This window comes from Pseudoflavonifractor sp. MCC625 (genome assembly GCF_018784545.1).
Classification (GTDB): Bacteria; Bacillota; Clostridia; order Oscillospirales; family Oscillospiraceae; genus Pseudoflavonifractor_A; species Pseudoflavonifractor_A gallinarum.
On the sequence record NZ_WQOJ01000014.1, the window covers coordinates 1 to 26,737 of the forward strand.

22 protein-coding genes, 4 tRNA genes and 2 riboswitches are annotated in these 26,737 nt (G+C 60.9%); of the genes, 14 read left to right on the forward strand and 12 right to left on the reverse strand.

Going from position 1 to position 26,737, the window contains the following annotated elements:
• Positions 1 to 65: 65 nt before the first annotated feature.
• From GPK94_RS04695 to nth, 3 genes are all read right to left on the reverse strand, one after another.
• Entirely contained in the window at positions 66 to 1,439 is a 1,374-nt protein-coding gene (locus GPK94_RS04695; protein ID WP_215654786.1) for a VWA domain-containing protein, read from the reverse strand.
• Positions 1,440 to 1,590: 151 nt separating this feature from the next.
• Positions 1,591 to 2,052, reverse strand: a complete 462-nt coding sequence (locus tag GPK94_RS04700; protein ID WP_215654788.1) for a peroxiredoxin — start codon at positions 2,050 to 2,052, stop codon at positions 1,591 to 1,593.
• Positions 2,053 to 2,078: 26 nt separating this feature from the next.
• Positions 2,079 to 2,720, reverse strand: a complete 642-nt coding sequence (gene nth, locus GPK94_RS04705) for an endonuclease III (protein ID WP_101692683.1) — start codon at positions 2,718 to 2,720, stop codon at positions 2,079 to 2,081.
• Between the two features lie 202 nt (positions 2,721 to 2,922).
• Between nth and glyA the strand changes: the two genes are divergently transcribed.
• Positions 2,923 to 4,170, forward strand: coding sequence for a serine hydroxymethyltransferase (gene glyA / locus GPK94_RS04710; RefSeq protein WP_101692682.1), 1,248 nt, complete (start codon positions 2,923 to 2,925; stop codon positions 4,168 to 4,170).
• Between the two features lie 158 nt (positions 4,171 to 4,328).
• Here glyA and GPK94_RS04715 read toward each other — a convergent pair.
• Positions 4,329 to 4,402 (reverse strand) — tRNA-Gln (locus GPK94_RS04715).
• Positions 4,403 to 4,695: 293 nt separating this feature from the next.
• Positions 4,696 to 4,794: riboswitch (purine riboswitch) on the forward strand.
• A gap of 58 nt (positions 4,795 to 4,852) precedes the next feature.
• Positions 4,853 to 4,950: riboswitch (purine riboswitch) on the forward strand.
• Between the two features lie 59 nt (positions 4,951 to 5,009).
• On the opposite strand from GPK94_RS04715, the gene GPK94_RS04720 reads away from it, so the two are divergent.
• The 6 genes from GPK94_RS04720 to ade all read left to right on the forward strand — a co-directional run bounded on the left by GPK94_RS04720 (position 5,010) and on the right by ade (position 13,456).
• Positions 5,010 to 6,290 (forward strand): amidohydrolase family protein, encoded by a 1,281-nt coding sequence (locus GPK94_RS04720; RefSeq protein WP_215654790.1) that lies wholly within the window; start codon positions 5,010 to 5,012, stop codon positions 6,288 to 6,290.
• A gap of 105 nt (positions 6,291 to 6,395) precedes the next feature.
• Positions 6,396 to 7,775: an NCS2 family permease gene (locus tag GPK94_RS04725; RefSeq protein ID WP_215654792.1), complete on the forward strand. Its 1,380-nt coding sequence runs from the start codon at positions 6,396 to 6,398 to the stop codon at positions 7,773 to 7,775.
• A 136-nt stretch (positions 7,776 to 7,911) separates the two neighbouring features.
• The gene (xdhA, locus tag GPK94_RS04730; protein ID WP_215654794.1) at positions 7,912 to 10,209 is read left to right on the forward strand and encodes a xanthine dehydrogenase subunit XdhA; all 2,298 of its coding nucleotides are present in this window, start codon (positions 7,912 to 7,914) and stop codon (positions 10,207 to 10,209) included.
• A gap of 15 nt (positions 10,210 to 10,224) precedes the next feature.
• Positions 10,225 to 11,112: a xanthine dehydrogenase subunit XdhB gene (xdhB, locus tag GPK94_RS04735; RefSeq protein WP_215654796.1), complete on the forward strand. Its 888-nt coding sequence runs from the start codon at positions 10,225 to 10,227 to the stop codon at positions 11,110 to 11,112.
• A complete protein-coding gene (xdhC, locus tag GPK94_RS04740; protein WP_101691289.1) occupies positions 11,105 to 11,596 on the forward strand; it encodes a xanthine dehydrogenase subunit XdhC in 492 nt (163 codons plus the stop codon). The genes xdhB and xdhC overlap by 8 nt, the downstream gene beginning before the upstream one ends.
• 66 nt (positions 11,597 to 11,662) lie before the next feature.
• Positions 11,663 to 13,456 (forward strand): adenine deaminase, encoded by a 1,794-nt coding sequence (gene ade / locus GPK94_RS04745; protein ID WP_193538110.1) that lies wholly within the window; start codon positions 11,663 to 11,665, stop codon positions 13,454 to 13,456.
• Between the two features lie 342 nt (positions 13,457 to 13,798).
• Here the strand turns inward: ade and GPK94_RS04750 are convergent, their stop codons facing one another.
• Both GPK94_RS04750 and trmB read right to left on the reverse strand, forming a co-directional pair.
• A complete protein-coding gene (locus tag GPK94_RS04750; protein WP_215654798.1) occupies positions 13,799 to 15,409 on the reverse strand; it encodes a Na/Pi cotransporter family protein in 1,611 nt (536 codons plus the stop codon).
• Positions 15,410 to 15,769: 360 nt separating this feature from the next.
• Positions 15,770 to 16,525: a tRNA (guanosine(46)-N7)-methyltransferase TrmB gene (gene trmB / locus GPK94_RS04755; RefSeq protein WP_193538112.1), complete on the reverse strand. Its 756-nt coding sequence runs from the start codon at positions 16,523 to 16,525 to the stop codon at positions 15,770 to 15,772.
• 127 nt (positions 16,526 to 16,652) lie between these two features.
• On the opposite strand from trmB, the gene GPK94_RS04760 reads away from it, so the two are divergent.
• The 3 genes from GPK94_RS04760 to GPK94_RS04770 all read left to right on the forward strand — a co-directional run bounded on the left by GPK94_RS04760 (position 16,653) and on the right by GPK94_RS04770 (position 17,246).
• A tRNA-Pro gene (locus tag GPK94_RS04760) sits at positions 16,653 to 16,729 on the forward strand.
• Positions 16,730 to 16,732: 3 nt separating this feature from the next.
• Positions 16,733 to 16,820 (forward strand) — tRNA-Leu (locus tag GPK94_RS04765).
• A gap of 183 nt (positions 16,821 to 17,003) precedes the next feature.
• Positions 17,004 to 17,246: a hypothetical protein gene (locus GPK94_RS04770; RefSeq protein ID WP_215654800.1), complete on the forward strand. Its 243-nt coding sequence runs from the start codon at positions 17,004 to 17,006 to the stop codon at positions 17,244 to 17,246.
• A gap of 88 nt (positions 17,247 to 17,334) precedes the next feature.
• On the opposite strand, the gene GPK94_RS04775 is transcribed toward GPK94_RS04770, so the two are convergent.
• Positions 17,335 to 17,410, reverse strand: a tRNA-Ala gene (locus tag GPK94_RS04775).
• A gap of 144 nt (positions 17,411 to 17,554) precedes the next feature.
• Positions 17,555 to 18,841: an MATE family efflux transporter gene (locus GPK94_RS04780; RefSeq protein ID WP_215655014.1), complete on the reverse strand. Its 1,287-nt coding sequence runs from the start codon at positions 18,839 to 18,841 to the stop codon at positions 17,555 to 17,557.
• A 282-nt stretch (positions 18,842 to 19,123) separates the two neighbouring features.
• Between GPK94_RS04780 and GPK94_RS04785 the strand changes: the two genes are divergently transcribed.
• Both GPK94_RS04785 and GPK94_RS04790 read left to right on the forward strand, forming a co-directional pair.
• Positions 19,124 to 20,302 (forward strand): M20 family metallopeptidase, encoded by a 1,179-nt coding sequence (locus GPK94_RS04785; protein ID WP_193537049.1) that lies wholly within the window; start codon positions 19,124 to 19,126, stop codon positions 20,300 to 20,302.
• Between the two features lie 135 nt (positions 20,303 to 20,437).
• A complete protein-coding gene (locus GPK94_RS04790; RefSeq protein WP_180956692.1) occupies positions 20,438 to 21,082 on the forward strand; it encodes a DUF4230 domain-containing protein in 645 nt (214 codons plus the stop codon).
• Positions 21,083 to 21,147: 65 nt separating this feature from the next.
• Here the strand turns inward: GPK94_RS04790 and GPK94_RS04795 are convergent, their stop codons facing one another.
• Both GPK94_RS04795 and GPK94_RS04800 read right to left on the reverse strand, forming a co-directional pair.
• Positions 21,148 to 21,579, reverse strand: coding sequence for a zinc ribbon domain-containing protein (locus GPK94_RS04795; protein ID WP_215654802.1), 432 nt, complete (start codon positions 21,577 to 21,579; stop codon positions 21,148 to 21,150).
• 12 nt (positions 21,580 to 21,591) lie between these two features.
• Complete coding sequence (locus GPK94_RS04800) at positions 21,592 to 22,041, reverse strand: zinc-ribbon domain-containing protein (RefSeq protein WP_215654804.1); 450 nt, start codon at positions 22,039 to 22,041, stop codon at positions 21,592 to 21,594.
• Between the two features lie 388 nt (positions 22,042 to 22,429).
• On the opposite strand from GPK94_RS04800, the gene cysE reads away from it, so the two are divergent.
• Together cysE and cysS are read left to right on the forward strand one after the other, a co-directional pair.
• A complete protein-coding gene (gene cysE, locus GPK94_RS04805; RefSeq protein ID WP_101691238.1) occupies positions 22,430 to 23,080 on the forward strand; it encodes a serine O-acetyltransferase in 651 nt (216 codons plus the stop codon).
• Between the two features lie 30 nt (positions 23,081 to 23,110).
• On the forward strand, positions 23,111 to 24,523 hold the full coding sequence (cysS, locus tag GPK94_RS04810; protein WP_215654806.1) for a cysteine--tRNA ligase: 1,413 nt from the start codon (positions 23,111 to 23,113) through the stop codon (positions 24,521 to 24,523).
• 329 nt (positions 24,524 to 24,852) lie between these two features.
• On the opposite strand, the gene pgsA is transcribed toward cysS, so the two are convergent.
• Together pgsA and rimO are read right to left on the reverse strand one after the other, a co-directional pair.
• On the reverse strand, positions 24,853 to 25,380 hold the full coding sequence (gene pgsA, locus GPK94_RS04815) for a CDP-diacylglycerol--glycerol-3-phosphate 3-phosphatidyltransferase (RefSeq protein WP_101691236.1): 528 nt from the start codon (positions 25,378 to 25,380) through the stop codon (positions 24,853 to 24,855).
• 5 nt (positions 25,381 to 25,385) lie between these two features.
• Positions 25,386 to 26,714, reverse strand: a complete 1,329-nt coding sequence (gene rimO / locus GPK94_RS04820; protein ID WP_256447312.1) for a 30S ribosomal protein S12 methylthiotransferase RimO — start codon at positions 26,712 to 26,714, stop codon at positions 25,386 to 25,388.
• Positions 26,715 to 26,737: the final 23 nt, after the last annotated feature.

Sequence of the window (26,737 nt, forward strand, 5' to 3'; positions counted from 1 at the left end):
TACGGGCGGCCGGGACACCATGGTGTCCCGGCCGCCCGTTTTCCATCTGACTTCAGTGAAATAGATCAGGGGGAAATAACCGCCTCACAGCAGCGATAATCGGTGTCGATGCTGTGGGCGATCAGGCGCGCTTTGAAATTGCGGGGGCTGCACAGGGAACCGCCCGATACACTCAAATCCTCCGGCACCACAAACTTGATGCACTTGACCTGAATGTCCCGGCAGCCCGGGAAATCGTGGGCCGGGAGAGTCACAGCCTTCATGCCGCGCTGGTACTCCATGCCGTCCGTGTCCACTTCAGTGAGGATCACAGCCAGGGCCACCCGGGTATGGGGGCAGACCTGTTTGACCGTTGCGTCCACTTGGATGATCCGGCCCTGGGATTCCAGATACGTGTCGCCCAGATCCACCAGCAGGGAATCCTCACAGCCCTCCACCGTGAACTGGATGGGCACGGGGCACTCCTCCGGGTGGACCACCACATCACAGTCCACCTCTACCTTGGGCTCGGGGAAGGTGACCACGTTCCCCTCATTGTCGGAATAGGTGATGGACTCGTTGACCAGCTTGAGCCCCGGCTCCTGCCCCATATGGCGGACGAAAAATTCCAGCACGGCGCTCTCGCTGAGCGTCACGCCCAGCTCCTGGATCTTCCAGCGCAGGGTGTGGTCATCCAGCTGCTCCGCCGTACCTTTGGCGGGGGGCAAAATGCTGGTAATGACAAAATCGGGGGTGACCATCTCCTTGATCTGGATGTTGGTGGCCCCCGCCTTGGAGATGTTGGCGGCCAGCTCTGCAAACAGTTCCTCCAGGTCGGCCAGATCCGGGGTCACCGCCACGTGGGAGGTGTCCGGATCGGTGGCCCAGTTGTTCAGCGCATCGATATCCAGTCCGTCCGACCCGATGAGGCCGATGCAATAAATGGTGATTCCCTGGGCCCGGGCGGCGGCGGCCACCGGGGCGGGCGGCGCGCCGGCGGTGGTGTTGCCGTCGGTGAAGAGGACGATCACCTTGGCATTGCTGGAGGCGGGCTCAAAGAGCTCCATGGCCTTGGTGAAGGCATCTGCGTGGTTGGTGCTTCCGCCGGCGCTCAGTCCGTCTACGGCATTTTTGAGCGCATCCACCGAGGTGATGAGCTGTGTGTCGGCCACTGCCGTGCTGGAAAAGCTCACCACGCCCATCCGGCTGCCGGAGCCGATCTGTCCGTCCTTGCTGCTGTCGGTGGCCTCGTCAATAATATCAATAAAGGTCTTTGCACCTATTTTCATGGCGGAGAGGGGTTCTCCGGCCATGCTGCCGGAGCGGTCCAGTACCAGGACGATGTCGGTGGGATTCGAGATGATATCCGGCGCGGCGGTGATGGCCAGCGTGACGCGGAGAGAACCGTCACAGTCGATCCGGTCCTGATTGATGACTTTGTTGGAATTGGTAATACCCATGGGTTGCGGCCTCCTTCTGGGGAATTCCCCCTGACATCCTATGCAGGTGCGTGCCCTTGTGGCACACCAGAGGCACAAAAAGCAGGTCCCGTCCCTTTGTCAGGGGACAGAACCTGCTTGGAATGTTTCGAAGGCGGGCACAAAGGTACCCTTAACCCTCCTCCAGCCGGGCCAGCAGATCGGCGGCATTGGTGTCGGGCTTCACTTTTTCCCGGGCGTCCAGGATCACGCCGTTCTCGTCGATGAGATAGCTGGAGCGCACCACGCCCATGCTGACTTTTCCGTAGAGCTTTTTCTCCTTCCAGACATCATAGGCCTGAATGGCAATCAGCTCCGGGTCGGAGAGAATGGGAAAAGGCAGGGCGTATTTCTGGGCAAATTTTGCGTGGGAGGCTGTGCTGTCCTTGCTGATCCCCAGGACGACGGTATTGTGGTCCTGGAAGGCGCTCCAGGCCTCCCCGAAGGCGCAGGCCTGCCGGGTGCAGCCGGGGGTATTGTCCCGCGGGTAGAAGTAGAGGGCCACTTTCTTTCCCCGGAACTGGGAGAGGGTCACAAGGTTCCCGTCCTGATCGGGAAGGGTGAAATCAGGGGCTAGAGTACCGCTCGGAAGCATGGTATGCTCCTCCTTTTCTGGATGGTTCAGTCCTGGGGCTGGTAAAAATCACACCAGGGCCGCAGGGTACAGTTGGCGCAGTCCGGCTTGCGGGCCATACACACGGCCCGTCCGTGGAGCACCAGGCGGTGGCAGAAGTCATTGGATTCCTCGGGCGGGAGCTGGGCGCGCAGCTGCTGCTCCACTTTTGGGGGCTCCTTAGTGCCGTCGGTCAGCCCCAGACGGCCCGAAATGCGGATGCAGTGCGTGTCAGCCACCACGGCGCCGGGGGCGTGGAAGATGTCGCCCAGGATCAGATTGGCGGTCTTCCGCCCCACCCCGGGGAGCTTCAGCAGCTCCTCCATGGTGGAGGGCACCTTTCCGCCATAGACCTCCAGCAGCATCTGGGAGGCGGCCACGATGTCCCGGGCCTTTGCCCGGAAAAAGCCGGTGGAGTGGATGATCTCCTCCACCTCGCTCACATCGGCCTGGGCCAGGGCCTCCAGCGTGGGAAACCGGGAAAACAGCGTGGGCGTGACCTGATTGACACGCTCGTCCGTACACTGTGCGGCCAGGCGGGTGGAGAAGAGCAGCTCATAATCTTTCTGATAGTCCAGAGAGCAGATGGCCTCCGGATAGGCGCTTTTCAGCGCGGCCACAATGGCCAGAATATCGTCTTGGGATTTCAAGGGGATCACCTCATATACCGGTCAAGGTGCTTGCGGCAGATGGAACACCGGTTCTTTGATTGTGCCATTATAACATGGGGGACGAAAAAAAACGAGACATTATTTACAAATCATGGTTGTAATTTAGGACAAGCTCAGCTATAATCAACATAGAGTACCCAAAAACTATACTGTTTAGTATAATGCCATGGGAGGAATCAAAATGGTCAAGGACATGATGGACTTTATCCTCGCGCAGGATCCTGAGGTGGGTGAGGCGATCAAACACGAGTTTGACCGTCAGCGCCGGAATATCGAGCTGATCGCATCTGAAAACTTTGTCAGCGAGACGGTGCTCGCCGCGGCCGGTTCCGTGCTGACCAACAAGTACGCGGAGGGTTATCCCAGCAAGCGTTACTATGGCGGGTGCCAGTGCGTGGACGTGGTGGAGAATCTGGCCCGGGATCGTGCCTGTAAGCTCTTCGGCGCGGACCATGCCAATGTCCAGCCTCACAGCGGCGCCAACGCCAACTATGCCGTGTATCAGGCGCTGTGCAACGTGGGCGACACTGTGCTGGGTATGGATCTGGCCAACGGCGGACATCTGACCCATGGCAGCCCGGTCAATTTCTCCGGCAAGAACTATAACATGGTCTCTTACGGCCTGAATGAAGAGGGATTCATCGACTACGACAACGTCCGGGACATGGCCCGCAAGCATCATCCCAAGATGATCATTGCCGGCGCCTCCGCCTATCCCCGCTTCATCGACTACGCGGCCTTTGCCGACATCGCCCATGAGGTGGGCGCCTATCTCTTCGTGGACATGGCCCACGTGGCCGGCCTGGTGGCCACCGGTCTGCATCCCAACCCCGTGCCCTATGCTGACGTGGTCACCACCACCACCCACAAGACCCTGCGTGGTCCCCGCGGCGGCATGATCCTGTGCAAGGAGGAGCTGGCCAAGAAGATCGACTCCGGCATCTTCCCCGGCAGCCAGGGCGGCCCCCTAGAGCACATCATCGCGGCCAAGGCCGTGGCCCTGGGCGAGGCCCTCAAGCCCGAGTTCAAGGCCTATCAGGAGCAGGTGATCAAAAACGCCAAGGCGCTGGCGGCCTCTCTGATGAAGGAGGGCTTTGATCTGGTCTCCGGCGGTACGGACAACCACATGATGCTGGTGGACCTGCGCAAGGCCGGCGTCACCGGCAAGGAGATGGAGCACCGTCTGGACGAGGTACATATCACCGTCAACAAGAATGCCATCCCCAACGACCCCGAGAAGCCCTTCGTCACCAGCGGCGTACGCATCGGCACTCCCGCCGCCACCACCCGCGGCCTGAAGGAAGAGGATATGACCCTCATCGGCCAGCTGATCTGGCAGGCGGCCACCGACTTCGAGGCCAAGGCCCAGTCCATCCGGGACGCCGTGGCTTCCATCACCGAGAAGTACCCCCTCTATCCCGGCAACTGATGACCGGATGGGCAACTTTATCATAGCGAAAATCACCGAGGCGGAGACTCTTGTGAGTCTCCGCCTCCTTTTGCCGAACCAGCTCAATTTTCGTTTCAAGCGCCCGGAATCCTCCTCCAGGGCAAAAAAAGAGATGCAACCAACGTTGCATCTCTTTTTGGCAGCGGGTGAAGGATTCGAACCCTCACATACAGAGTCAGAGTCTGCTGTGCTACCCTTACACAAACCCGCTATCTCTTGCGCACTCACAAGTGCAGGTTATATTATACTGACCTATCCCTCGTTTGTCAAGTCATATTTTTCTTTTTTTCAGACGTTTTCGGAGCGCTTCTTTTTCCCATCACCATTTTCTCCCACTCAGGCCTTTTTTGCCCTGTTTTTCTCATTTTTATTGACATTACGCTATATTTTCTCCCTCTTTCACAGAGGGCTTTCCATCTTTTTGTACAATTCCATAATAGCTTGATAGGTTGACAAAAAAATTTTCAGGAAGTATACTAAAAGCACAAGGAAAACCATAAGGTTTTCTATCCAAGTGAATGAACTTATATAAGCCCATAATATGGTTGGGCGTCTCTACTGGCTACCGTAAATAGCCGCGCTATAAGTTCCCGAGAGGAGATGATCGGGAATTTATTGTGCGGCAGGAACGGTGGTTTTTTTGTATCCGGCCCACTTCCAATCTATTTCGTTTCCAGAGACTTATATAGGCCCAAAATCGGTTGGGTGTCTCTACCGGCTGCCGCAAACAGCCGCGCTATAAGTTTCCCTGATCCGGGACCTCTTCCCGCTGCTGTGAAGAGGTGGAAATCACACTTCAACGACAAAGGAGTACGACCATGAACGCTACCTCTTTTCTCTTGAAGGGCGATCTCTGTTATAGTGTCGACCCCAACACCCTCCGCTCCGTCCCCAACGGCTATCTGCTCTGCGTGGACGGACGCTGCGCCGGTGTCTTTGATACCATACCAGAGTCCTATGCGTCCCTTCCCCTGTTGGATTATACCGGCCATTTGATTCTGCCCGGCCTCACCGATCTCCATGTCCACGCCCCCCAGTACACCTACCGGGGCCTCGGCATGGATCTGGAGCTGCTGGATTGGCTCAACACCTATACCTTCCCTGAGGAGGCCCGGTTCCGGGACCTCTCCTATGCCAAGCAGGCCTATTCCCGCTTTGTGGAGGACGTCCGCCGGGGCCCCAACACCCGCCTGTGCGCCTTCGCTACCGTGCATCCGGACGCGACCCGGCTGCTGATGGACCTTTTGGAGGAATCCGGCCTGGTGGCCATGGTGGGCAAGGTCAACATGGACCGCAACGCCTCTCCCGACCTGCAGGAGGAGAGCGCGGAGGCCTCCCTGGCGGCCACGGTGTCCTGGCTGGAGGAGAGCGCCGGCCGCTACCAGCGGGTCTCCCCCATTCTCACTCCCCGGTTCATCCCCTCCTGCTCCGATCCTCTGATGGAGGCCCTGGGCAAGCTCCAGCGGGAGCGCAATCTCCCGGTGCAGTCCCACCTCTCGGAGAACCGCAGCGAGGTGGAGTGGGTGAAGGAGCTGTGCCCCTCCTCCCACGGATATGGCGACGCCTATGACTCCTTCGGCCTGTTCGGCGGAGAAAATTGCCCCACCATTATGGCCCACTGCGTCCTCTCTGACGACGATGAAATCGCTCTGATGCGGGAGCGGCAGGTCTACGTGGCCCACTGTCCCGCCTCCAATACCAACCTGGCCTCCGGCATCGCCCCCGCCCGCCGCTATCTGGAGGAGGGCATCCCTATGGGTCTGGGCAGCGATGTGGCCGGCGGCACCCACTGCTCCATTTTCCGGGCCATGGCCGACGCCGTGCAGGTCTCCAAGCTTCGCTGGCGTCTGGTGGATTCCACCCTCGCCCCCCTGTCGGCCACCGAGGCCTTCTGGCTGGGCACCATGGGCGGCGGCTCCTTCTTCGGCCAGGTAGGCTCCTTCCTCCCCGGCTATGAGTGCGACATCCTGGTTCTGGACGACCGCCGGTACAACCCGCCGGAAGCCCACAGCGTGCAGCAGCGTCTGGAGCGCACCATCTATCTCTCCGAGGACCGGGACATCGTCCACAAATTCGTCCGGGGCAGCCAGCTCTTCTAAGTTCATTCACGTATCTTGTTTTGTTTCATTCTTGTGCCCTTCCGGGAATGGTTCCCGGTTTGTTCCTTCCGCCTATGTTAAATGGAAAGAAAGAGAGGGATCTTCATGAATCAAACACTGGATCGATTGTTTCACCTGACAGAGCACGGCACCGATGTCAAAACCGAGGTCATGGCCGGTATCACCACCTTCATGACCATGGCTTACATCCTGGCTGTCAACCCCAGCATTCTATCCGCCGCCGGTATGGACTCGGGCGCCGTCTTTACCGCCACATGCTTGGCCTCTCTGCTGGCCACAGTGCTGATGGCCACCATGTCCAACTACCCCTTTGTACTCTCGGCCGGCATGGGCCTCAACGCCTATTTCGCCTACACCGTGGTCGGACAGATGGGGTATTCCTGGCAGACGGCCCTGACCGCCGTCTTCCTGGAGGGTATCATTTTCATCCTGCTCTCCCTGACCAACGTGCGTGAGGCCATTTTCAACGCCATTCCCACCCCCCTCAAGCACGCGGTGTCCGCCGGTATCGGTCTCTTTATCGCCTTTATCGGCATGCAGAACGCCAAGCTGGTGGTGGACGATCCTTCCACCCTGCTCTCGGTCTTCTCCATGAAGGACGCCCTGGCCCAGAACACCTTCCACACCCAGGGCATCACGGTCCTGCTCACCATCATCGGTGTGCTCATCACCGCCCTGCTCATCGTCAAGAAGGTCAAGGGCAACATCCTCATCGGTATCCTGGCCACCTGGATCCTCGGCATCCTCTGCCAGCTGACGGGGCTCTATGTGCCGGACAACACCACCTTCTTCAGCCTGCTGCCCGATTTTTCCAACGGCATCGCCATTCCCAGCGTGGCCCCCACCCTGTTCCAGATCGACTTCTCCAACGTCTTTTCGCTGGACTTCCTGGTGGTCATTTTCGCCTTCCTCTTCGTGGATGTGTTCGATACCCTGGGCACCCTCATCGGCGTGGCCTCCAAGGCCAATATGCTGGATAAGGACGGCAAGCTTCCCCGCATCCGCGGCGCTCTGATGGCGGATGCCGTGGGTACCACCGCCGGTGCCCTTCTGGGTACCTCCACCATCACCACCTTCGTGGAGAGCGCCTCCGGCGTGGCCGAGGGCGGCCGTACCGGTCTGACCGGTCTGGTCTCCGCCGCTCTCTTCGGCATCGCCCTCTTCCTCTCTCCCATCTTCCTGGCCATCCCCTCCTTTGCTACCGCCCCCGCTCTGATCGTGGTGGGCTTCCTGATGGTCAGCTCCATCCTGAAGGTGGACTTCGACGATCCCACCCAGTCCATCCCCGCCTTTATCTGCATGATCTGCATGCCCTTTATGTACTCCATCTCCGAGGGTATCTCCATGGGCGTTATCACCTACGTGGTCATCAACCTCTTCGCCGGCGGCGAGAAGCGCAAGACCATCAGCCCCCTGATGTATGTTCTGGCCATTCTCTTCGTGGTGAAGTACTTCATCATCTGATTCTTCCCGTTTCCCCCCTCGGGCGGGCCGGCTTCCCCTTCCGGCCCGCTTTCTCCGGCGGCCGGGGCCCCGACCGCCGGAGAAAGCGCAAGCCCCCATTCCAAGCCCCCAACGAGCCTGAAAGGAGCGATACGATATGGCAATTGGTCAGTCCATGCTTCGTGTGGATGCCCATGACAAAGTAACCGGCACCGCCAAGTATACCTCAGACCTGGAGCCCCGCGATTATCTGGTGGCAAAAGTCGTCCACAGCACCATCGCCTTCGGCGAGGTCAAGGCCTTCCATCTGGAGGAGGCCCTTGCCGTCCCCGGCGTGGTCAAGATCCTCACCTGCTTCGATGTCCCCGACGTCCCCTTCCCCACCCCCGGCCATCCCTGGTCGGTGGAAAAGGCCCATCAGGATGTGGCCGACCGGAAGCTGCTCAACCGCCGGGTGCGGTTCTATGGCGACGACATCGCCGCTATCATCGCCGAGGACAATGTAGCCGCCGACCGGGCAGCCCGCCTCATCCGCGTGGAATATGAGGAGTTCGAGCCCTATGTCACCGTGGATCAGGCCATGGCCCCCGGTGCGCGTCCCGTCCACGACGAAAAGCCCAACAATGTCCTGGTCCACTCCGGTTTCCAGGTGGGCGAGATGACCTATGACGAGGCCGTCGCCGGAGAGGATGATCTGGTCACCGTCCAGCGTACTTATCGGACCCAGACCGTCCAGCACTGCCACATCGAGCCCCCCACCTCCTTTGCCTATCAGGAGGGAGATAAGATCACCGTGATCTCCTCCACCCAGATCCCCCACATCGTCCGCCGGGTCATCGGCCAGGCCACCGGTATTCCCTGGGGCAACATCCGGGTCATCAAGCCCTACATCGGCGGCGGCTTCGGCAACAAGCAGGACGTGCTCTATGAGCCCCTCAATGCCTGGCTGTGCACGCAGGTCGGCGGCCGGGCCGTCAAGCTGGACATCACCCGCGAGGAGACCTTTGCCTCCACCCGCGTCCGCCACGCCATCGACTTCCACGTTGCCGGCGCCGTGCGGCGGGACGGCACCATCGTGGCCCGCAAGTGTCTGGCCAACTCCAACCAGGGCGGCTACGCCTCCCACGGACACTCCATCGTGGCCAACGCCATCAACGGCTTCAAGCAGCTCTACCGGGACGAGAAGGCTCTGGAGTGCGAGGCCAACACGGTCTACACCAACATCGCCGTGGGCGGCGCCATGCGCGGCTACGGCATCCCCCAGTCCTGCTTCGCCACCGAGTGTCTGGCCGAGGATATGGCCCACGCCATCGGCATGGACCCCCTGGAGTTCCGCCTGAAAAACTGCATGCAGGCCGGCTATGAGGACCCCCACACTCACGTTCAGTTCCGCAGCTACGGTCTCCAGGACGCCATCCAGAAGGGCCGGGAGCTGATCCACTGGGATGAGCTGCGTGCCAAGTATCAGAACCAGACCGGCCCCATCCGCCGCGGCGTGGGCATGGCCATCTTCTGCTACAAGACCGGCGTACATCCCATCTCGCTGGAGACCGCCTCCTGCCGCATGGTGCTCCACCAGGACGGCTCGGTCCAGGTCCAGATGGGCGCCACCGAGATCGGCCAGGGCGCTGACACCGTCTTTACCCAGATGGCCTCGGAGGTCACCGGTATCTCGGTGAAGAAGGTCCATATCTCCTCCTTCCAGGATACCGATACCACTCCCTTCGATACCGGCGCCTACGCCTCCCGCCAGACCTATGTCAGCGGCATGGCCGTGAAGAAGACCGGCGCCCTCTTCAAGCAGAAGATCCTGGAGTACGCCGGCTATGCCCTGCGCTACCCGGTGGAGAATCTGGACATCCGGGACGACCAGATCGTGGACACCGTCACCGGTGAGGCCCTCCGCTCCGTGGCCGACATTGCGGTGGAGGCCTTCTACAGCCTGGACCGCTCCCAGCACATCACGGCGGAGGCCACCTCTCACTGTAAGGTCAACACCTTTGCCAGCGGCTGCTGCTTTGCCGAGGTCGAGGTGGACATCCCCCTGGGCAAGGTGAAGGTCCTCAACATCGTCAACGTCCATGACTCGGGCACCCTCATCAATCCTCAGCTGGCCGCGGCGCAGGTCCACGGCGGCATGAGCATGGGTCTGGGCTACGCCCTGAGCGAGCAGCTCCTCTTCGACGCCAAGGCCCGTCCTCTCAACGGCAACCTCCTGGACTACAAGCTGCCCACCGCCATGGATACCCCCGACCTGCAGGCCGCTTTTGTGGAGGTCCCCGATCCCACCGGCCCCTATGGCAATAAGGCCCTGGGCGAGCCTCCCGCCATCCCCGGCGCGCCCGCCATCCGCAACGCGGTGCTCCACGCCACCGGCGTGGCCATCGACTCCCTGCCTCTGGATCCCCAGAAGCTCATCACCGCCTTTACCGAGGCCGGACTCATCGACGACTAAGGAGGGTTTCGCGCCATGTATGATATGGAACAATACTACCAGGCCACCAGTGTGGCCGACGCCATCGCCGCCCTGGGGGCGGACCCGGCGGCCATGCCCATCGCCGGGGGCACCGACGTGCTCATCCAGACCCGGGAGGGCCGCCACGCCGGCTGCCATCTGGTCAGCCTCCACGGCCTCAGCGAGCTGAGCGCCATCCGGGAGGAGGAGGACGGTACCCTGGTCATCGGCTCCGGGTGTACCTTCTCCGAGATCACCAACTCCCCCCTGCTGCGCCCCCACATCAATATGCTCTGCCAGGCGGTGGATCAGGTGGGCAGCCCCCAGATCCGCAACATGGGCACCATCGGCGGCAACGTCTGCAACGGTGTGACCAGCGCCGACAGCGCCCCCTCCCTCATGGCCCTCAACGCCGTGCTGGAGGTCCAGGGCCCCAACGGCAAGCGCCTCATCCCCATCGGGGAGTGGTACGCCGGCCCCGGCAAGACCGTCCGGCAGCATGACGAGGTACTCACCGCCGTGCGCATCGCCCGTGAAAACTACGAGGGCTTCGGCGGACACTACATCAAGTACGGCAAGCGCGAGGCCATGGAGATCTCCACCCTGGGCTGTGCCGTGCAGGTCAAGCTCTCGGCCGACAAGCGCACCGTAGAGGATCTGCGCATTGCCTTCGGCGTGGCCGCTCCCACCCCCGTGCGCTGCCCCAAGACCGAGGCCCTGGCCGTGGGCCGCACCGTGGACGAGGCCCTGGTCAAGGAACTGGGCCAGAGCGTCCTCACCGAAATCAATCCCAGAGACAGCTGGCGGGCCTCCAAGGCCTTCCGGCTCCAGATCGCCAAGGAAATCTGCCGCCGGGCCTTCCGGCAGGCTGTGGCCTTTGCCGGAGGTGAAATCCATGCTTAAAATCATCCATGTAAAAGTGAACGGCAAGGAGGAAGAGCTTGCCGTGGACGTGCGGGAGTGTCTGACCGATACCCTGCGGGACCGTCTGGGCCTGACCAGCGTCAAGAAGGGCTGTGAAGTGGGCGAGTGCGGTGCCTGTACCGTCCTCATCGACGGAAAGGCCGTCAACTCCTGCTGCTACCTCAGCGTGTGGGCCGACGGCCACAGCGTCCTCACCGTGGAGGGCATCAAGGGCCCCAACGGAGAGCTCTCCCCCATCCAGACCGCCTTTATCGAGGAGGCCGCCGTCCAGTGCGGCTTCTGCACCCCCGGCCTCATCATGACCGCCGTGGAGATCGTGGGCACCAACAAGCAGTACAACCGGGATGAGCTGCGCAAGCTGATCTCCGGCCACCTGTGCCGCTGCACCGGCTATGAGAACATCCTCAACGCCATGGAGCGCATCGTGGCTGAAAATCTGGCCCGCCAGCAAAAACTCAATTGATCCGAAATACGGGGGACCTTCCGGTCCCCCGTATTCAACCATTTGGACTCAGAAAGGAGCGTCTGTATGAAAAATGTCTTTTGCCGCACCCCCCTGTGGGAAGCCTCCAAGACTTTGGCGGCCGTGGCCCAGGGACTCACGCCCGCGGAGCTGGTGGTGAAGAATGCTACCCTGATCAACGTCTGCACCGGCGAGCTCCAGCCCCACACCGATGTGGCCTGCGCCGCCGGACGCATCGCCTATGTGGGCCCGGACGCCTCCCACTGCATCGGTCCTGAGACCCAGGTGGTGGACGCCGGGGAGGCCTACCTCTCCCCCGGTCTTCTGGACGGCCACATCCACATCGAGTCCTCCATGATGCCGCCCCGGAACTTTGCCCGGGCCGTGCTCCCCCGGGGCACCGTGGGCGTGTACTACGACCCCCACGAGATCTGCAATATACTGGGGCCCAAGGGCGTCTCTTTCATGATGGAAGATGCCGCCGCCACCCCCCTCAAGGCCATGCTCACCATGCCCTCCTGCGTGCCCGCCGTCCCCGGCTTTGAGGACACCTGCGGCTTTGTGGGGCCGGAGGATGTGCGTCAGTTCATGGAGGACGGGCGCACCGTGGCCCTAGGCGAGATGATGAACGACCCCGGCGTCCTCTCGGGCGCGGACGGCCCCCACGCCATCCTGGCCGAGACAGGCAAGGCCGGACGGACCATCACCGGCCACTATGCCATGGCCGACCTGGACCGGGGCCTCAACGGCTACATCGCCTCCGGTGTGCGCTCCTGCCATGAGTCCACCCGTCCGGAGGAGGCCCTGGCCAAAATGCGGCTTGGCATGTATGCCATGCTCCGGGAGGGCTCCGGCTGGCGGGACCTCCACGAGGTGGCCCGAGCGGTCACCGAGCACCAGGTAGACAGCCGCTTTGCCCTGCTGGTCACCGACGACGCCCATCCCCAGACCCTCCGGGCGGAGGGCCATGTGGACCGGCTGCTCCGCCGGGCCGTGGCCGAGGGAATCGACCCGGTGTCCGCCGTTCAGATGGTCACCATCAACTGCGCCCAGTGCTTCCAGATGGACCATGACCTGGGTTCGGTTACCCCCGGAAAATGCGCCGATCTGGTCCTGTTCACCGATCTGAAGGATTTCGTCGTCCAGAAGGTCTTTATCGACGGGAATCTGGTGGCCGAGGACGGCCATCTGACCATCGACATCCCAGAGGCGTCCTATCCGGACTTTGTCCGCTCCACCATCCATCTGGACCCCATCCAGGCGGAAGATTTCCTCTACCCCGCCCCCTCCCAGACCATCCAGAAGGTCCGCGCCATCGGTGTTGTTCCCGGCAAGGCCCTGACCCGGGAGTATATCGCCGCCCTAACCCCCCGCAACGGTTATCTGGAATCCGATCCGGTCCAGGATGTCCTCAAGGCCGTGGTCTTTGAGCGGCACAACCGCACCGGTACCTGCGGCCGGGGCTTTGTACACGGCTTTGGCATCACCAGCGGCGCCATGGCCTCTACCGTGGCCCACGATGCCCATAACCTGCTGGTGCTGGGCACCAACGATGCGGATATGGCCTTCGCCGCCAATACCCTCATCGAGTCCCAGGGCGGCATGTGCGTGGTGCGGGACGGAAAGGTCCTGGGCCACATCCCCCTGCCCCTGGCCGGCGTGATGGGTGAGCGCTCCCCCGCCGAGATGGCCGATCTGGCCCATCAACTGGGTCTGGCCTGGAAGGAGATCGGCTGCATCCTCCCCGCCCCCTTCATGACCATGGCCCTTCTCTCCCTGGCCTGCATCCCGGAGCTGCGTCTCACCAACCGCGGGCTGGTGGACTGCCGCACCTTCCAAATGACAGACGTCTGCCTGTAATCGTCCAGACAGCAGCAAAGCCCCGGAATCCATGTTTGGATTCCGGGGCTTCCGCGTGTCGAACTGGTTCGACACGCTTCTCAAAAATGCAGGCATTTTTTCGAGGGGATACAGGCCGTCGCGCGCATGGCCCGAAGGGCCACACACTTACGGCCTGAGAAGTGTTTTTTCCGACGTACACGCCGCCGGAAAAAACGATTTGACCTCATTCCGCCGTCTACGCCCGGCGGAACTCTGCGAGGCCTCTTGCAGCATAAATCGCAGAAATACACTTGATCGACAGCTTAAAGCCCTGGAATCCATATTTGGATTCCGGGGCTTTTTTCTTTCATAACATTCCGCTTAGGCAGCCTGCTTGGGGCAGAGAGCCTCGGCAATGTTGAGCATGTGGTCCAGCATACGCTCGATGTCGGTGAGGATCTCGCTGTACAGGATGCTCAGCTCGGGGTCCACGTGACCCTCCCGCATACGGCGGATCTGCGCGGCGCGGTACTGGCGGTTCTTTTCATCGCTGTCCGCCTCCAGAATGGCCACGGTATCCAGCGCGCGCTTCCGGTTGCTGTCGTCCTCGAAGTCAATGGCCAGCAATGCATGGGTGGCCAGGGTGCGCAGGTTGGTCAGCTCCTTCATGGTCTCATCGTCCATGTGGATATGGCGCTTCTTCAGGGGCTCCAGATACTCGGCCATGTTCATGGCGTGGTCGCCGATACGCTCAATGTTGCCGCAGACGATCAGCATGCGGTTGAAGCGGTCGGAGTCGGCCTCCGACATCTCGTGGGTGGAAGTGCGGCCGATGGTGCGGGTGATCTCCGCGTTGTAGACGTCGATCCGGTCCTCCTGCTCGGCCACGCGGCTGAGCTTGCTCTCATCCCGCAGCAGCAGGGTGTCGAAGGCCAGTTCCACATTCTCCCGGGCCAGGGCAAACATCTCCGCCTCCTGCTTCTGCAGCTCAGACAGGGCAATGGCGGTGGAGCCGATGCCGTGCTCGTTGACGGGATGATAGCCCTCCTCGCTGGTGTGGTCGGGCAGGATCCGGCAGGCTACCTTGGCCAGCACATTGCCGAAGGGGAAGAGCACAATGGTGGTCACCACGTTGAAGATGATGTGGGTGGTGGCAATCTGGCCAGGCACGTTGCCGGGCAGATAGCTCTGGATCAGGCCCGTAAAGTCCGTGGTCAGGCAGATGATGGTAAAGATCACGGTACCGATCACGTTGAACATCAGGTGGATGAGGGTGGTGCGCTTGGCGTTGCGGTTTCCGCCCAGGCTGGCCAGAAGGGCGGTGATACAGGTACCGATGTTCTGGCCGAAGAGCACATAGACCGCGTTATCCAGTCCCACCACACCGCTCAGGGCCAGCGCCTGAAGGATACCGATGCTGGCCGAGGAGCTCTGGACCACCGCGGTGAAGAGCGCGCCGGCCAGGATGCCCAGGATGGGATTGGAGAAGGAAGTGAGGAGATTGACAAAGGGCTCATAGTCCCGCAGCGGGGCCATGGAGGAGCTCATCAGCTCCATGCCCAGGAAAAGGATGCCCAGACCGGCAACGATCTGGCCGATACAGTTGATCTTCTGCTTCTTGAACATGGTGATGAGCACCACGCCGAAGAAGGCCAGCAGCGGCGCGATGAGGCCCACGTCCAGCGCAATGAGAAGGCTGGTCATGGTGGTACCCACGTTGGCGCCCATGATCACGCCGACCGCCTGCTGAAGGGTCATCAGGCCGGAGTTGACGAATCCCACCACCATGACAGTGGTCGCCGAGGAGCTCTGAATGATTGCCGTAATACCGGCGCCCACCAGGACGCCCAGGATCCGCTTGGAAGTGAGCATTTCCAGAATGGACTTCAGGCGGTCACCTGCCGCGATTTCCAGACCCGCGCACATAATGTGCATGCCGTACAAAAACAGGGCAAGTCCGCCGAAGAGCATAAAAATGTCTTCCAGTTGCATTTCATTTTCTCCTTTGTCCACGGCCTGCGCCGTGCTGTTCATAGATTTTTTACATTGCAGACAATATTATGACAAAAAATTCAGAATCCTTCAAGAGCATACTCGATCTATTACATATTTTTTACACGTTATTTACAATACGGCCTTTTTTTCTGCGTTTTATCGGCAAGTATGCCCTCATATCATCCAGTATTTTCTATATCTGTATAAATCCATTATGTCCGTTCCAGCCCCTTTTCTTTCCAGATGATAAAAAAGAGCTGCCTGAGACGCCGCGCAGATCCGTTCCGAAGATGGTCTTTCTCGGAACCGACCGGCGCCAGCTTCTCAGGCAGCCCTTCTTTTTCTGGATTACTTTACTTAAGGCTCCTCATGCTCAGAAGGAACCTGCAATTCTTCCGGGGACTCCTCTTCTTCCCCTTCCTCCTGTCCGCGGGGCTTGTCCAGCGGGTCGATCCACCCGGCCATCTCGGCGGGCAGCTCCCCCATGGTGCCCACGCAGCGGTTAATGGGCGTGCCCATGGCGTGGAATTTCTCCTCATAGTCCGTCATCACGCCGCAGATCCCATTGCCGTGCAGATCCCGTGTCACCTCAGACAGGGCAAACCCGGCCTTCGGGAACTGGAAGAGGGACCACTCATACAGATCCCGGTTATCGGTCTTGAAGTGGATCTGGCCGCCCTCCTTCAATACCTGACGGTACCGCATCAGGAAGTCCGTGTGGGTCAGGCGGCGCTTGCTGTGCCGGTTGGAGGGCCAGGGATCGCTGAAATTCAGATAGATCAGGTCCACTTCCCCGGGCGCAAAATACTCCCGCAGCCGGGCGGCGTCAGCGTCGATGAAATACACATTGTGCAGATCCATCTTCTCAGCCCGCTCCATGGCGATGATCATGGCGTCAGCCACCCGTTCGATGGCCACAAACAGGCACTCCGGGTTCTGGGCCGCCGTCTCCACCGTAAAGCGTCCCTTCCCGCAACCCACCTCCAGGCGCAGTTCTCTGGCCTGGGGGAAAAGGCTTCTCCAATTTCCTCTCAGCTCCATCGGATTCTGGATCAGCAGTCCGGCGCACCGCTCCATCCGATTTGCAAGGTTCGGTTTTTTCCGCATTCTCATTTGATCTTGTCACCTCTCAGCCCATATCATAACACACGAAATTTTCTCTTGCAATCCTTAGCGAAATGGTTTATAATATCTTTCGTTGCATCGGTTCTTGAAGCGGTGCATGATGAGCAGGACCGATCCGGGTGTAGCGAAGTTTGGTATCGCGCGTGGTTTGGGACCACGAGACCGCAGGTTCAAGTCCTGTCACCCGGACCACATGCGCGAGTGGTGGAATTGGCAGACTCGCTAGATTCAGGTTCTAGTGTGCATTACGCACGTGCGGGTTCAAGTCCCGCCTCGCGCACCATCGTCGGAGCAAGCTGAATGGCTTGCTCCGATTTTTTTTGTGAAATGCAGGGTGTATTGTCGCTGGCATCCTATATCATTTTATTTAGACTTGCCGGAAAGCGTCCCTTATTGTCAGCGATCCGCGAGAGTAGTATACTGTTGTATATAAAGCCCCACTCAAACAGGCTGGAGGAGGAACCGTATGAAAAAGTTACTGCCCCCACAAGTGAGGACTGTCGTTTGGATTCTGTTTGCGGTTGGTGGGATCGTAGGTATGATCGGAGCGCTGGCGGAAATAACGCTGTTGTGGGTGCTGGGAGTTGTGGTATTGATCTGCGGGACAGGATATCACTTTCTTTTTTATAGATGCCCGCATTGCGGAAAATTCCTCGACAGAAGCACCGGCGCATTTTGCCCTTACTGCGGCAAGAAGATGGTTCCATAATCCGCCTACATCTCAGGCAATCACGCTTTTCCTTTCATTGTTCAAAACAAAAAAAGATCCGAACTTGTTAGTTCGGATCTTTACAAATTGGTGGAGATAAGCGGGATCGAACCGCTGACCTCTTGAATGCCATTCAAGCGCTCTCCCAGCTGAGCTATACCCCCATATTCACTTACTGCGCCGCCGGACCGGCGACTCAACGTAGAATATTATATCTGCTTCTTCTTCGTTTGTCAACTCTTTTTTCTCTTTTCCGAAAAACTTTTTTCCGGCTCCGCCCTCAACCGAGAGCGGAGCCGGAGAACTATTTACTGAAACTCCAGACGGCGGTATACCGTAAAATACATAGTGAGAATGCAGGCCAGACCGCCCACCACGTTGGAGATGGGCTCCGCCAGGAAGACGCCGTTCACCCCCATGCCAAACCAGGCCGGCAGGATCACGGTCAGGGGCGCCACGATAAAGGCCTTGCGGAGCAGGGAGAAGAAGATAGCATTTTTCGACCGCCCCAACCCCACAAAAATGGACTGTCCGATCATCTGGAAGGACATGAACGCAAAGGTGGCATAGTAGATCCGAAAGGCCGGGACACCGGCGGCGATGAGGGCCGGGTCGTCGTTGAAGAGCCGGATCAGCAGCTCCGGGATGGCCAGTGTCACCAGCCAGATCACCACGGAATAGGCCATGGTCACCTGCACGGAGAAGCGGATGCCCTCCCGCACTCTCCCGTACTCCCGGGCGCCGTAGTTGTAGCCCAGCACCGGCTGGCTGCCGTTGGTCAGCCCCGTGATGGGCATGGTGATGACCTCCCGGATGGAGTTGATGACCGTCATCACGCCCACGTAGAGATCGCCGCCGTACTGCTGGAGGGTGGCGTTGCACAGGACCTGCACCAGGCTGTTGGTCATGGACATCATAAAGCCGGATACTCCCAGGCTGAGGATCCGGGCCACCCGCTCGCCCTTGAGGCGGAAAGCGGACCAGCGCAGCCGGAGCATCGTCTTTTTCCCGGTGAGGAAGAGCAGCACCCACACCGCCGAGCAGGTCTGGGAGAGCACGGTGGCCAGAGCGGCGCCCCGCACACCCATATGGAACACAAAGATGAAGATGGGGTCCAGCACGATGTTGACCAGTGCGCCCAGCGCCACGGTACCCATCCCGATCCGTCCAAATCCCTGGGAGTTGATGAAGGGATTCATCCCCAGGCCAATCATCACACAGATGGTACCCAGCAGGTAGACGGTCAGATACTCCTCCGCGTAGGGAAAGGTCACGTCACTGGCCCCGAACAGGTAGAGGATGGGCTCCCGGAACAACAGGCACAGGGCCGTGAGCACCGCGCCGAAGAGCAGCAGCAGCGCAAAGGAGTTGCCCAAAATAGCCTCCGCCTCCTCATCCTCCCCCTTCCCCCGGTGGATGGAGCACAGGGGCGCGCCCCCCATGCCGCAGAGGTTGGCAAAGCCGATCAGGATCGAGATAATGGGCAGGCACAGACCCAGGCCGGTCAGGGCAAGCCGCCCCTCCCCCGGGATCCGCCCGATGTACATGCGGTCTACAATATTATATAGGATGTTGATGAGCTGGGCCGCCGTCATGGGCAGGGCCAGACTCAGGATGTTGCGGGGGATGCTCCCCTTGGAAAAATCATTTTTGGACTGCTGCGTTTGAATCTCCTCCACTTCTGGAGGTTTGCCACTTGAAAAAGCCAAACCATCGTATTATAGTGTCTACGGAACCCATCGCACCTCGGTCCGCGGACACGACACTTTGTTATTATAGTACGTTCTGCCCTGCTCCGCAAGAAAGAGGTTGCGTAGGAAACTATTTTTCGGTTTCCCCATCTGATATTCCGTCTGTTGGAAAGGCAGGTCTTTTTTATGTCCGAACTTCTCTCCCGTGCGCAGGAACTCTCCCCCACTCTCAAAGCCATCAAGGACGACATTCACCGCCATCCGGAGCTCTCCTTTGAAGAGCGGCGCACCACCGGTATCATCCGGGAGCGCCTTACCCAGCTGGGGATCGAGCTGATCGATCTGGGTATGGAGACCGGCGCGGTCGGCCTCCTCCGGGGCGGCCAGAGCGGCCCCACCGTGGCTCTCCGGGCTGACATCGACGCCATTGAGCAGCAAGAGCCCGCCGACAACGGCGTGGTCTCCGAGTGCCCCGGCGTCATGCACGCCTGCGGCCACGACTTCCACACCACCTGTCTGCTGGGCGCCGCGCAGCTCCTGGCCGAGCGGCGGGAAGAGCTGTGCGGCAATGTGGTCTTCCTCTTCCAGCCCGCGGAGGAGATCACCCAGGGCGCCGCGGCCATGATCCGCCACGGCCTGTGGGACAAGCTGCCCCAGCGCCCCGAGCGGCTCTTCGGCCTGCACACCCGCCCCGAGATCCCCTGCGGCCAGGTGGGCGTGATCCCCGGGGCCGTCATGTCCGGCAAGTCCCACTTCGTCATTACCCTCACCGGCGTGACCGGCCACTGCGGCTCTCCCCACAAGTGTGTGGACGTTATCGTGGCCGGGGCCGCCATCGTCAACGGCATCCAGACCATCGTCAGCCGCAACACCGACCCCCAGGAGCCCCTGGTGTGCGCGGTCTTCTCCATCAACGCAGGCACGCCGGAGAACTTCGTGCCTGAGACCCTGACCATGACCGGCGACGTGCGCGCCCACTCCGACGCCGTGATCGAGCAGACCCAGAACCGCCTCAAGGCCCTGGCCGAGGGGATCGCGGCCTCCTATCAGTGCAAGTGCGAGGTGCGCTTCATCCCCGAGGTCCCTGTGACCGACAACAAACCCGAGATGACCGCCCTGGCCCGCCGGGCCGCCTGCGCCATCCTGGGTGCGGAGAACATCGTCCAGCCCCGGGGCGATATGGGCTCGGAGGACTTCGCCGTCTTCGGACAGGATGTCCCCGCCTTCTTCTACTGGCTGGGCACCGGCTTCCCCGGACAGCACAATCCCTGCTGGCACAATGAGCATTTCCGGACGGATGACGATGCCCTCCCCCTGGGCGCGGCTCTGCTGGCCCAGTCCGCCCTGGAGGGGCTGAAGGGCTGACCCCACCGCCCCACTTCCCTGGGATTCTTACAAAAGAGTGACAAATTCTCTCAAAGTGCCGACACTTCTTGCTTTTTTCGTTCCGTTTCGCTATGATGGTATCCGTTATCATGACAGAGGAAAGGAGAAATGCATATGCCGGTACAGGATTCGACCGAGCGTCCCGTCCGCCGGAAGCTCCGGCTCAAGACCAAACTGGCCCTGATCGCGGCTCTGCTGGCCGCGCTGGCAGTGTCCTTCGTGCTGGGCGCCGTACTGACTCACCGGGATGCCGCCCCCGTCATCACCAGCGAGCTGCTGGGCCAGCAGCTCTCCAGCATCCGGGAGCTGTCCACGGTGGAGTACCACTATACCAATATGGGCAAGTTCGAAAACCAAGTGGACTTCTACGGCTGGAAGGTCCCCTTTACCACCAAGAGCTTTATCGTGGCCTATGACGGCCTCATCAAGGCGGGCGTGGACCTCTCCGACGTGGAGATCCAGGTCCAGGGAGAGAAGATCTCCATCTCCCTCCCCGCTCCGGCCATCCTCTCCCACGAGATCGACGAGGAGAGCATCGAGGTCTTTGACCAGACCCACAACATCTTCAACCCCATCGAGATCACCGATTACACCGGCTTCACCGCCGACCAGAAGTCGGCTCTCGAAAACAAGGCCATCGAAAACGGCCTGCTCACTGCCGCTGCCCAGCGGGCGGAGGAGGCTGTGGAGGGACTTCTCTCCGCGCTCCCCGGACTGGACGGATACACCGTCTCCGTGGAGGTCGCCCCCCAGGCCTAACCAAACGAACAAAGCGTCCGCCATTCCCAGTGATCGGAACGGCGGACGCTTTGTTTGTCCGGCCCTTACAGCAGTTGAGAGAGCAGGAGGGAAATCAGCCAGACCAGGAATATGCCAGTGGCGCTCCCCGCCGCCAGCAGCCAGAAGAGCTCGCCCCGGCTCAGTGTCCCCACGGCGGTCCGTTTTACCGCCGCCTGGCCGGTCCCGCCCGGCACAAGGCGCAGGCGCAGCGCGGGCAGCTTGCGCCGGAGCTCCTCAAACTCCGCATGGCTGCACTCGGTGGCCAGCAGGGCGGGGAGGGTCTTCAGCTCCCGGCGGATCCCCTCCTCCTTCATCTGACTCTGTACCTTCCGAAGCTGGTTCACTGCCGCCGACTCCTCCAGGACCCGCACCACCAGTACGTCATAATCCACCGCCGTCGGCAGCCCGCACCCGGGACAGACCGACGCCTGATCGGAAATTTCCCGCCCGCACTCCGGGCAATGCATCAACGCCATATCCTTCTCCTCCTATCCGAAAAAGAGCCCGCCGAGCAGCATCAGAATCAGCCAGAGCAGGAAGCCACCCACCATGACCGCCTTGACGGTCTGCCAGAAGGGGAGCGGAAGCGGCTTTTCCTCCTGCTTCCGGGTCCGGCGCAGCAGCGCGGTCTGGCAGAGCTGATCGGCCTCCTCCTCGGGGAGGATCTGCACCGTGCAGCCCGACAGGTCCAGCGCCGCCTCCTGGGCCTCCGCCCAGGTCATGCCCCGCCGGAGCACACAGGGCGCGCAGATCCACTGCTCCGCCTCCTCCCGGGTGCAGCCCTTCCACTCGGACACGTAGGTCAGCAACACAAACCAGTCCTCCCGGTCATCCAGCACCAGAAGGGCATAGTGGGGGATGGGTTCTCCGCAGCCTGGGCAGCTGACGGCATACTCCGAAATCTCCTTCCCGCACAGGGGACACGGGACCAGCGCCATAGCGACTCCTCCTCCGTTCTCGGTTTTTCCCAGTATAGCACAACTCTCCCCCGCTGTCTCCCCCTTGACACCCCGCCGGGGCCATGATAATATAATGAACCAAGAAGAGCGTGAGGAACGGGAAGAGTAGCATCCTGACCGGACGGACAGAGAGGACGCGTCATCGGCTGAAAGCGTGTCCACGGCGGAGGATGTGAAGTGCGCCCGGGAGCGCGGGGCGTAATGGCCCCCGGCAGGCCGCCGTTACCGGCCGGGCCGGTTGCTGGACCGGCTGTGAGCAAATGCAAGAGTGGAACCGCGACGGAGACGCCGCCTCTTGTGCCCATGTGGGCATAAGGGGCGTTTTTTCATTCTTACGGTCCTCTCATCATCTGACAGGAGGGATAACATGACACGTCTTGGCGAGACTTTGGCGGCCTATCAGGCCCGGGACCCGGCAGCCCGGAGCAAACTGGAGATCTTTTTGCTCTATCCCGGCGTCCACGCCATCCTATACCACCGGCTGGCCCACTTTCTGTACTGTCATGGTCTGAAATTTCTGGCCCGGCTGGTCTCCCAGTGGAGCCGCTTCTGGACCGGCATCGAGATCCACCCCGGCGCCAAGATCGGTCGCCGCTTCGTCATCGACCACGGCATGGGCATCGTCATCGGTGAGACCGCCGAGGTGGGCGACGACTGCCTGATCTACCACGGCGTCACCCTGGGCGGCACCGGAAAGGACCACGGCAAGCGCCACCCCACCCTGGGCAACAACGTGATGGTCTCCAGCGGGGCCAAGGTACTGGGCCCCTTTACCGTGGGCGACAATGCCCGCATCGCCTCCAACGCGGTGGTGCTCAAGGAGATCCCCCCCAACGCCACGGCCGTGGGCGTGCCCGCCCGGGTGGTGCGCATTGCCGGGGAAAAGGTGGACTACACCACCAGCGTGGACCAGATCCACATCACCGACCCGGTCCAGAAGGAGCTGCAGGCCCTCAGCTCCCGGCTGGAATTCATCGAAATGCTGCTGGATGAGCAGTCCCGGCAGGGCAATCTGTAAGATCTATTTACCGGAGAAAGGAATGTCAATATGAAGCTCTACAACTCTCTCACCCGTACCAAGGACGACTTCAAGACCCACACCCCCGGCAAGGTGGAGATGTACACCTGCGGCCCCACCGTATACCACTTCGCCCACATCGGCAACCTGCGCAGCTATATCATGGAGGACGTGCTGGAAAAGTACCTCCGCTATGCCGGCTATGACGTCAACCGGGTCATGAACATCACCGACGTGGGCCATCTGGCCTCTGACGCCGACACCGGCGAGGACAAGATGCTCAAGGGCGCCAAGCGGGAGCACAAGACCGTCATGGAGATCGCCCAGTTCTACACCGACGCCTTCTTCTCCGACTGCGAGAAGCTCCACATCAAGCGCCCCGACGTGGTCCAGCCCGCTACCGGCTGCATTGAGGAGTATATCCAGATCGTCTCCTGCCTCATCGAAAAGGGCTATGCCTACCTGGCCGGTGGCAACGTCTACTTCGACACCTCCAAGCTCCAGCAGTACTACGTCTTCAACGACCACGACGAGGAGGACCTGGCCGTGGGCGTCCGGGACAGCGTGGAGGAGGACCAGAACAAGCGCAACAAGGCCGACTTCGTCCTCTGGTTCACCAAGTCCAAGTTCGAGGACCAGGCCCTCAAGTGGGACTCTCCCTGGGGCGTGGGCTATCCCGGCTGGCACATCGAGTGCTCCGGCATCTCCATGAAGTATAACGGCGAGTATCTGGACCTCCACTGCGGCGGCATCGACAACGCCTTCCCCCACCACACCAACGAGATCGCCCAGTCGGAGGCCTATCTGGGCCATCCCTGGTGCCCCCAGTGGTTCCATGTCCACCACCTCAACACCACCAGCGGAAAGATGAGCAAGTCCAAGGGCGAGTTCCTCACTGTCTCCCTGCTGGAGGAGAAGGGGTACGACCCCATGGTCTACCGCTTCTTCTGCCTCCAGTCCCACTACCGGAAGGGCCTGGTCTTTTCCTGGGAAAACCTGGACAATGCCCGCACCGCCTATGACAAGCTCATCGCCCGTGTCGCCGCCCTGAAGGACGAGGGTGAGCTGGACCAGGCCGCCATGGACGAGCTGCGCGCCTCCTTCCGCTCCGCCATGGACAACGACCTGAACACCTCCATGGGTGTGACCGTCCTCTACGACGTGCTGAAGGCCAAGATCAGCGACCGCGCCAAGCGGGTCCTGCTGGACGAGTTTGACCAGGTGCTGAGCCTGGGCCTCCTGGACCGGGCCGCCAAGGCCGCCGCCCCCCAGGCGGAGGAGAGCGCGGAGTCCGACCCCGAGATCGACGCTCTGGTGGCCGCCCGTACCCAGGCCAAGAAGGACAAGAACTGGGCCGAGGCCGACCGCATCCGGGATGAACTCAAAGCCCGGGGCATCGAGCTCATCGACACCAAGGAAGGCACCAAGTGGAAGCGGGTCTAAGTCTCTTCCCCGCCCAATAACGTGCAAAAATCCCGGAGTTTATTCGAACTCCGGGATTTAGTCTGTCGATAAAGTGTATTTCTGCGATTTGTGCTGCAAGAGCCTCGCAGAGTTCCGCCGTCCGCAGACGGCGGAATAAAGTCCAATCGTGTTTTCCGGCGGCGTGTACGTCGGAAAACACTCCGCTCAGGCCGCAAGTGTGTGGCCCTTCGGGCCATGCGCGCAGAGGCCTGCATCCCCTCGAAAAAATGCTTGCATTTTTGAGAAGCATGTCGAACTTTTCGACACGCAAAAATCCCGGAGTTCGATTTGAACTCCGGGATTTTTCATTACATATGGCTCCAGTCGATGACGTCCTTGTTCTTCACAAAGTACTCCACGCCAGAGTAGACGGTGGTGATGACAATGACCGCCGTCACGATCACATCCACCATGTGGGGCACCGGCAGCAGCATCAGGCAGATACCCACCATGGTGGAGGCCGTCTTGACCTTGCCCGACCAGGCCGCCGCAATGACCCGGCCGTTGTCCACCGCGATGAGGCGCAGGCCGCTCACAGCAAACTCCCGCACCACTACGATGAGGAGGGCCCAGGCCGGCATCCGGCCCACCTCCACAAACCACAGCATGGCCGCCATGACCAGCATCTTGTCGGCCAGCGGGTCCATGAACTTGCCGAAATCGGTGATCAGTCCCCGGCTGCGGGCGATATGCCCGTCCACAAAGTCGGTGGCGCTGGCCACGATAAACACGGCAAGGGCCACATAGCGATTATAGGGGAAATCCAGGTACAGCACCACCAGAAAGACCGGGATCATCAGGATCCGCAGCATGGTCAGCTTGTTTGCGGTATTCATGGCCATCACTCCTCGATCTCGCCGGTGAGGTCTCCATCCGAGACCCCGGTCAGGCGTACGTAGACAAATTCACCCGCAGGGATCACGCCGCCCGCGGTAAAGAGCACCCGGCCGTCGATCTCCGGAGAATCGGCCCAGGTCCGGCCCACATAGCAGCCCTCCTGGGTGTCAAAGCCCTCGCAGAGGACCTCCACCGTCTCGCCCAGGCGGCTCTCGTTCCACTCGTCCATCACCCGGGACTGGAGGTCCACCACCAGCTCCACCCGGCGGCGGGCCACGTCGTCGTCCACCTGGTCCTCCATCTTGGCGGCCAGGGTTCCCTCCTCCCGGGAGTACTGGAACACGCCCGCCCGCTGGAGCTTCTGCTCCCGCAGGAAGTCGCACAGCTCCTCAAAGGCCTCGTCAGTCTCCCCGGGCAGGCCGCAGATGAGGGAGGTGCGGATGACCACGTCGGGCATAGCCGCGCGGAGCTTATCAAAGAGGGCGATGAGCTCGGCCTTGGTGGTGCGCCGCCGCATAGCCGAGAGAATGGCGTCGTTGCAGTGCTGGATGGGAATATCCAGATAGTGCAGGATCTTCCGCTCGCTGGCGATAGTCTCGATGAGCTCGTCGGTCACCGCCTCGGGGTAGAGGTAGTGGAGCCGAATCCAGCGGAAAGGCAGCTTGCACAGCTCCTTGAGCAGCTTGGAGAGGTTGCTCCCGTCCTCCAGGTCCAGACCGTAGCGGGTGATGTCCTGGGCGATGACGATGAGCTCCTTCACACCCCGCTCGGCCAGCTCCTCCGCCTCGTGGAGCAGAGATTCCATGGTACGGCTGCGGTAGCGGCCCCGGAGCTTGGGGATGATGCAGAAGGCACAGCCGTTGCTGCACCCCTCGGCGATCTTCAAAAAGGCGGTATAGGGGGCGGTAGTGACGATGCGCTCCCCGTCCTCATAGGTGCGGTGGATGTCGCCAAAGTGCTCGGGGTGCTCCCCTGCCATCAGCTCCTCCACGGCGGAGACCACGTCGGTGTAGCTGCCAGTGCCCAGCATGCCGTCCACCTCGGGCAGCTCCTCCTTGATCTCCTCCCGGTAGCGCTGGGTGAGACATCCGGCCACCAGGAGTTTTTTTAGCTTCCCCTCGTCCTTGAGCCGGGCCAGCTCCAGGATGTTGTCGATGGCCTCGCTCTTGGCCGACTCGATAAAGCCGCAGGTGTTGAGCACCGCCACATCGGCCCCGGCGGGCTCGCCGGTGACCTCATACCCGGCCTCCCGGCACAAGGCCATCATCTGCTCGGTGTTCACCAGGTTCTTGGCACAGCCCAGGGACACAAAGGCCACTTTATATTGCTTCAATGAGATTCCTCCCCAATTCCATA

Coding starts and splice junctions, on each gene's coding strand:
- GPK94_RS04790 (WP_180956692.1), top strand. CDS start 20,438: ATGCCGGTACAGGATTCGACCGAGCGTCCCGTCCGCCGGAAGCTCCGG.
- cysS (WP_215654806.1), top strand. CDS start 23,111: ATGAAGCTCTACAACTCTCTCACCCGTACCAAGGACGACTTCAAGACC.
- xdhA (WP_215654794.1), top strand. CDS start 7,912: ATGGCAATTGGTCAGTCCATGCTTCGTGTGGATGCCCATGACAAAGTA.
- ade (WP_193538110.1), top strand. CDS start 11,663: ATGAAAAATGTCTTTTGCCGCACCCCCCTGTGGGAAGCCTCCAAGACT.
- GPK94_RS04780 (WP_215655014.1), bottom strand. CDS start 18,841: ATGACGGCGGCCCAGCTCATCAACATCCTATATAATATTGTAGACCGC.
- GPK94_RS04700 (WP_215654788.1), bottom strand. CDS start 2,052: ATGCTTCCGAGCGGTACTCTAGCCCCTGATTTCACCCTTCCCGATCAG.
- cysE (WP_101691238.1), top strand. CDS start 22,430: ATGACACGTCTTGGCGAGACTTTGGCGGCCTATCAGGCCCGGGACCCG.
- GPK94_RS04750 (WP_215654798.1), bottom strand. CDS start 15,409: ATGCAACTGGAAGACATTTTTATGCTCTTCGGCGGACTTGCCCTGTTT.
- GPK94_RS04725 (WP_215654792.1), top strand. CDS start 6,396: ATGAATCAAACACTGGATCGATTGTTTCACCTGACAGAGCACGGCACC.
- pgsA (WP_101691236.1), bottom strand. CDS start 25,380: ATGAATACCGCAAACAAGCTGACCATGCTGCGGATCCTGATGATCCCG.
- GPK94_RS04795 (WP_215654802.1), bottom strand. CDS start 21,579: ATGGCGTTGATGCATTGCCCGGAGTGCGGGCGGGAAATTTCCGATCAG.
- GPK94_RS04785 (WP_193537049.1), top strand. CDS start 19,124: ATGTCCGAACTTCTCTCCCGTGCGCAGGAACTCTCCCCCACTCTCAAA.
- xdhB (WP_215654796.1), top strand. CDS start 10,225: ATGTATGATATGGAACAATACTACCAGGCCACCAGTGTGGCCGACGCC.
- trmB (WP_193538112.1), bottom strand. CDS start 16,525: ATGAGAATGCGGAAAAAACCGAACCTTGCAAATCGGATGGAGCGGTGC.
- xdhC (WP_101691289.1), top strand. CDS start 11,105: ATGCTTAAAATCATCCATGTAAAAGTGAACGGCAAGGAGGAAGAGCTT.
- GPK94_RS04720 (WP_215654790.1), top strand. CDS start 5,010: ATGAACGCTACCTCTTTTCTCTTGAAGGGCGATCTCTGTTATAGTGTC.
- glyA (WP_101692682.1), top strand. CDS start 2,923: ATGGTCAAGGACATGATGGACTTTATCCTCGCGCAGGATCCTGAGGTG.
- GPK94_RS04800 (WP_215654804.1), bottom strand. CDS start 22,041: ATGGCGCTGGTCCCGTGTCCCCTGTGCGGGAAGGAGATTTCGGAGTAT.
- GPK94_RS04770 (WP_215654800.1), top strand. CDS start 17,004: ATGAAAAAGTTACTGCCCCCACAAGTGAGGACTGTCGTTTGGATTCTG.
- GPK94_RS04695 (WP_215654786.1), bottom strand. CDS start 1,439: ATGGGTATTACCAATTCCAACAAAGTCATCAATCAGGACCGGATCGAC.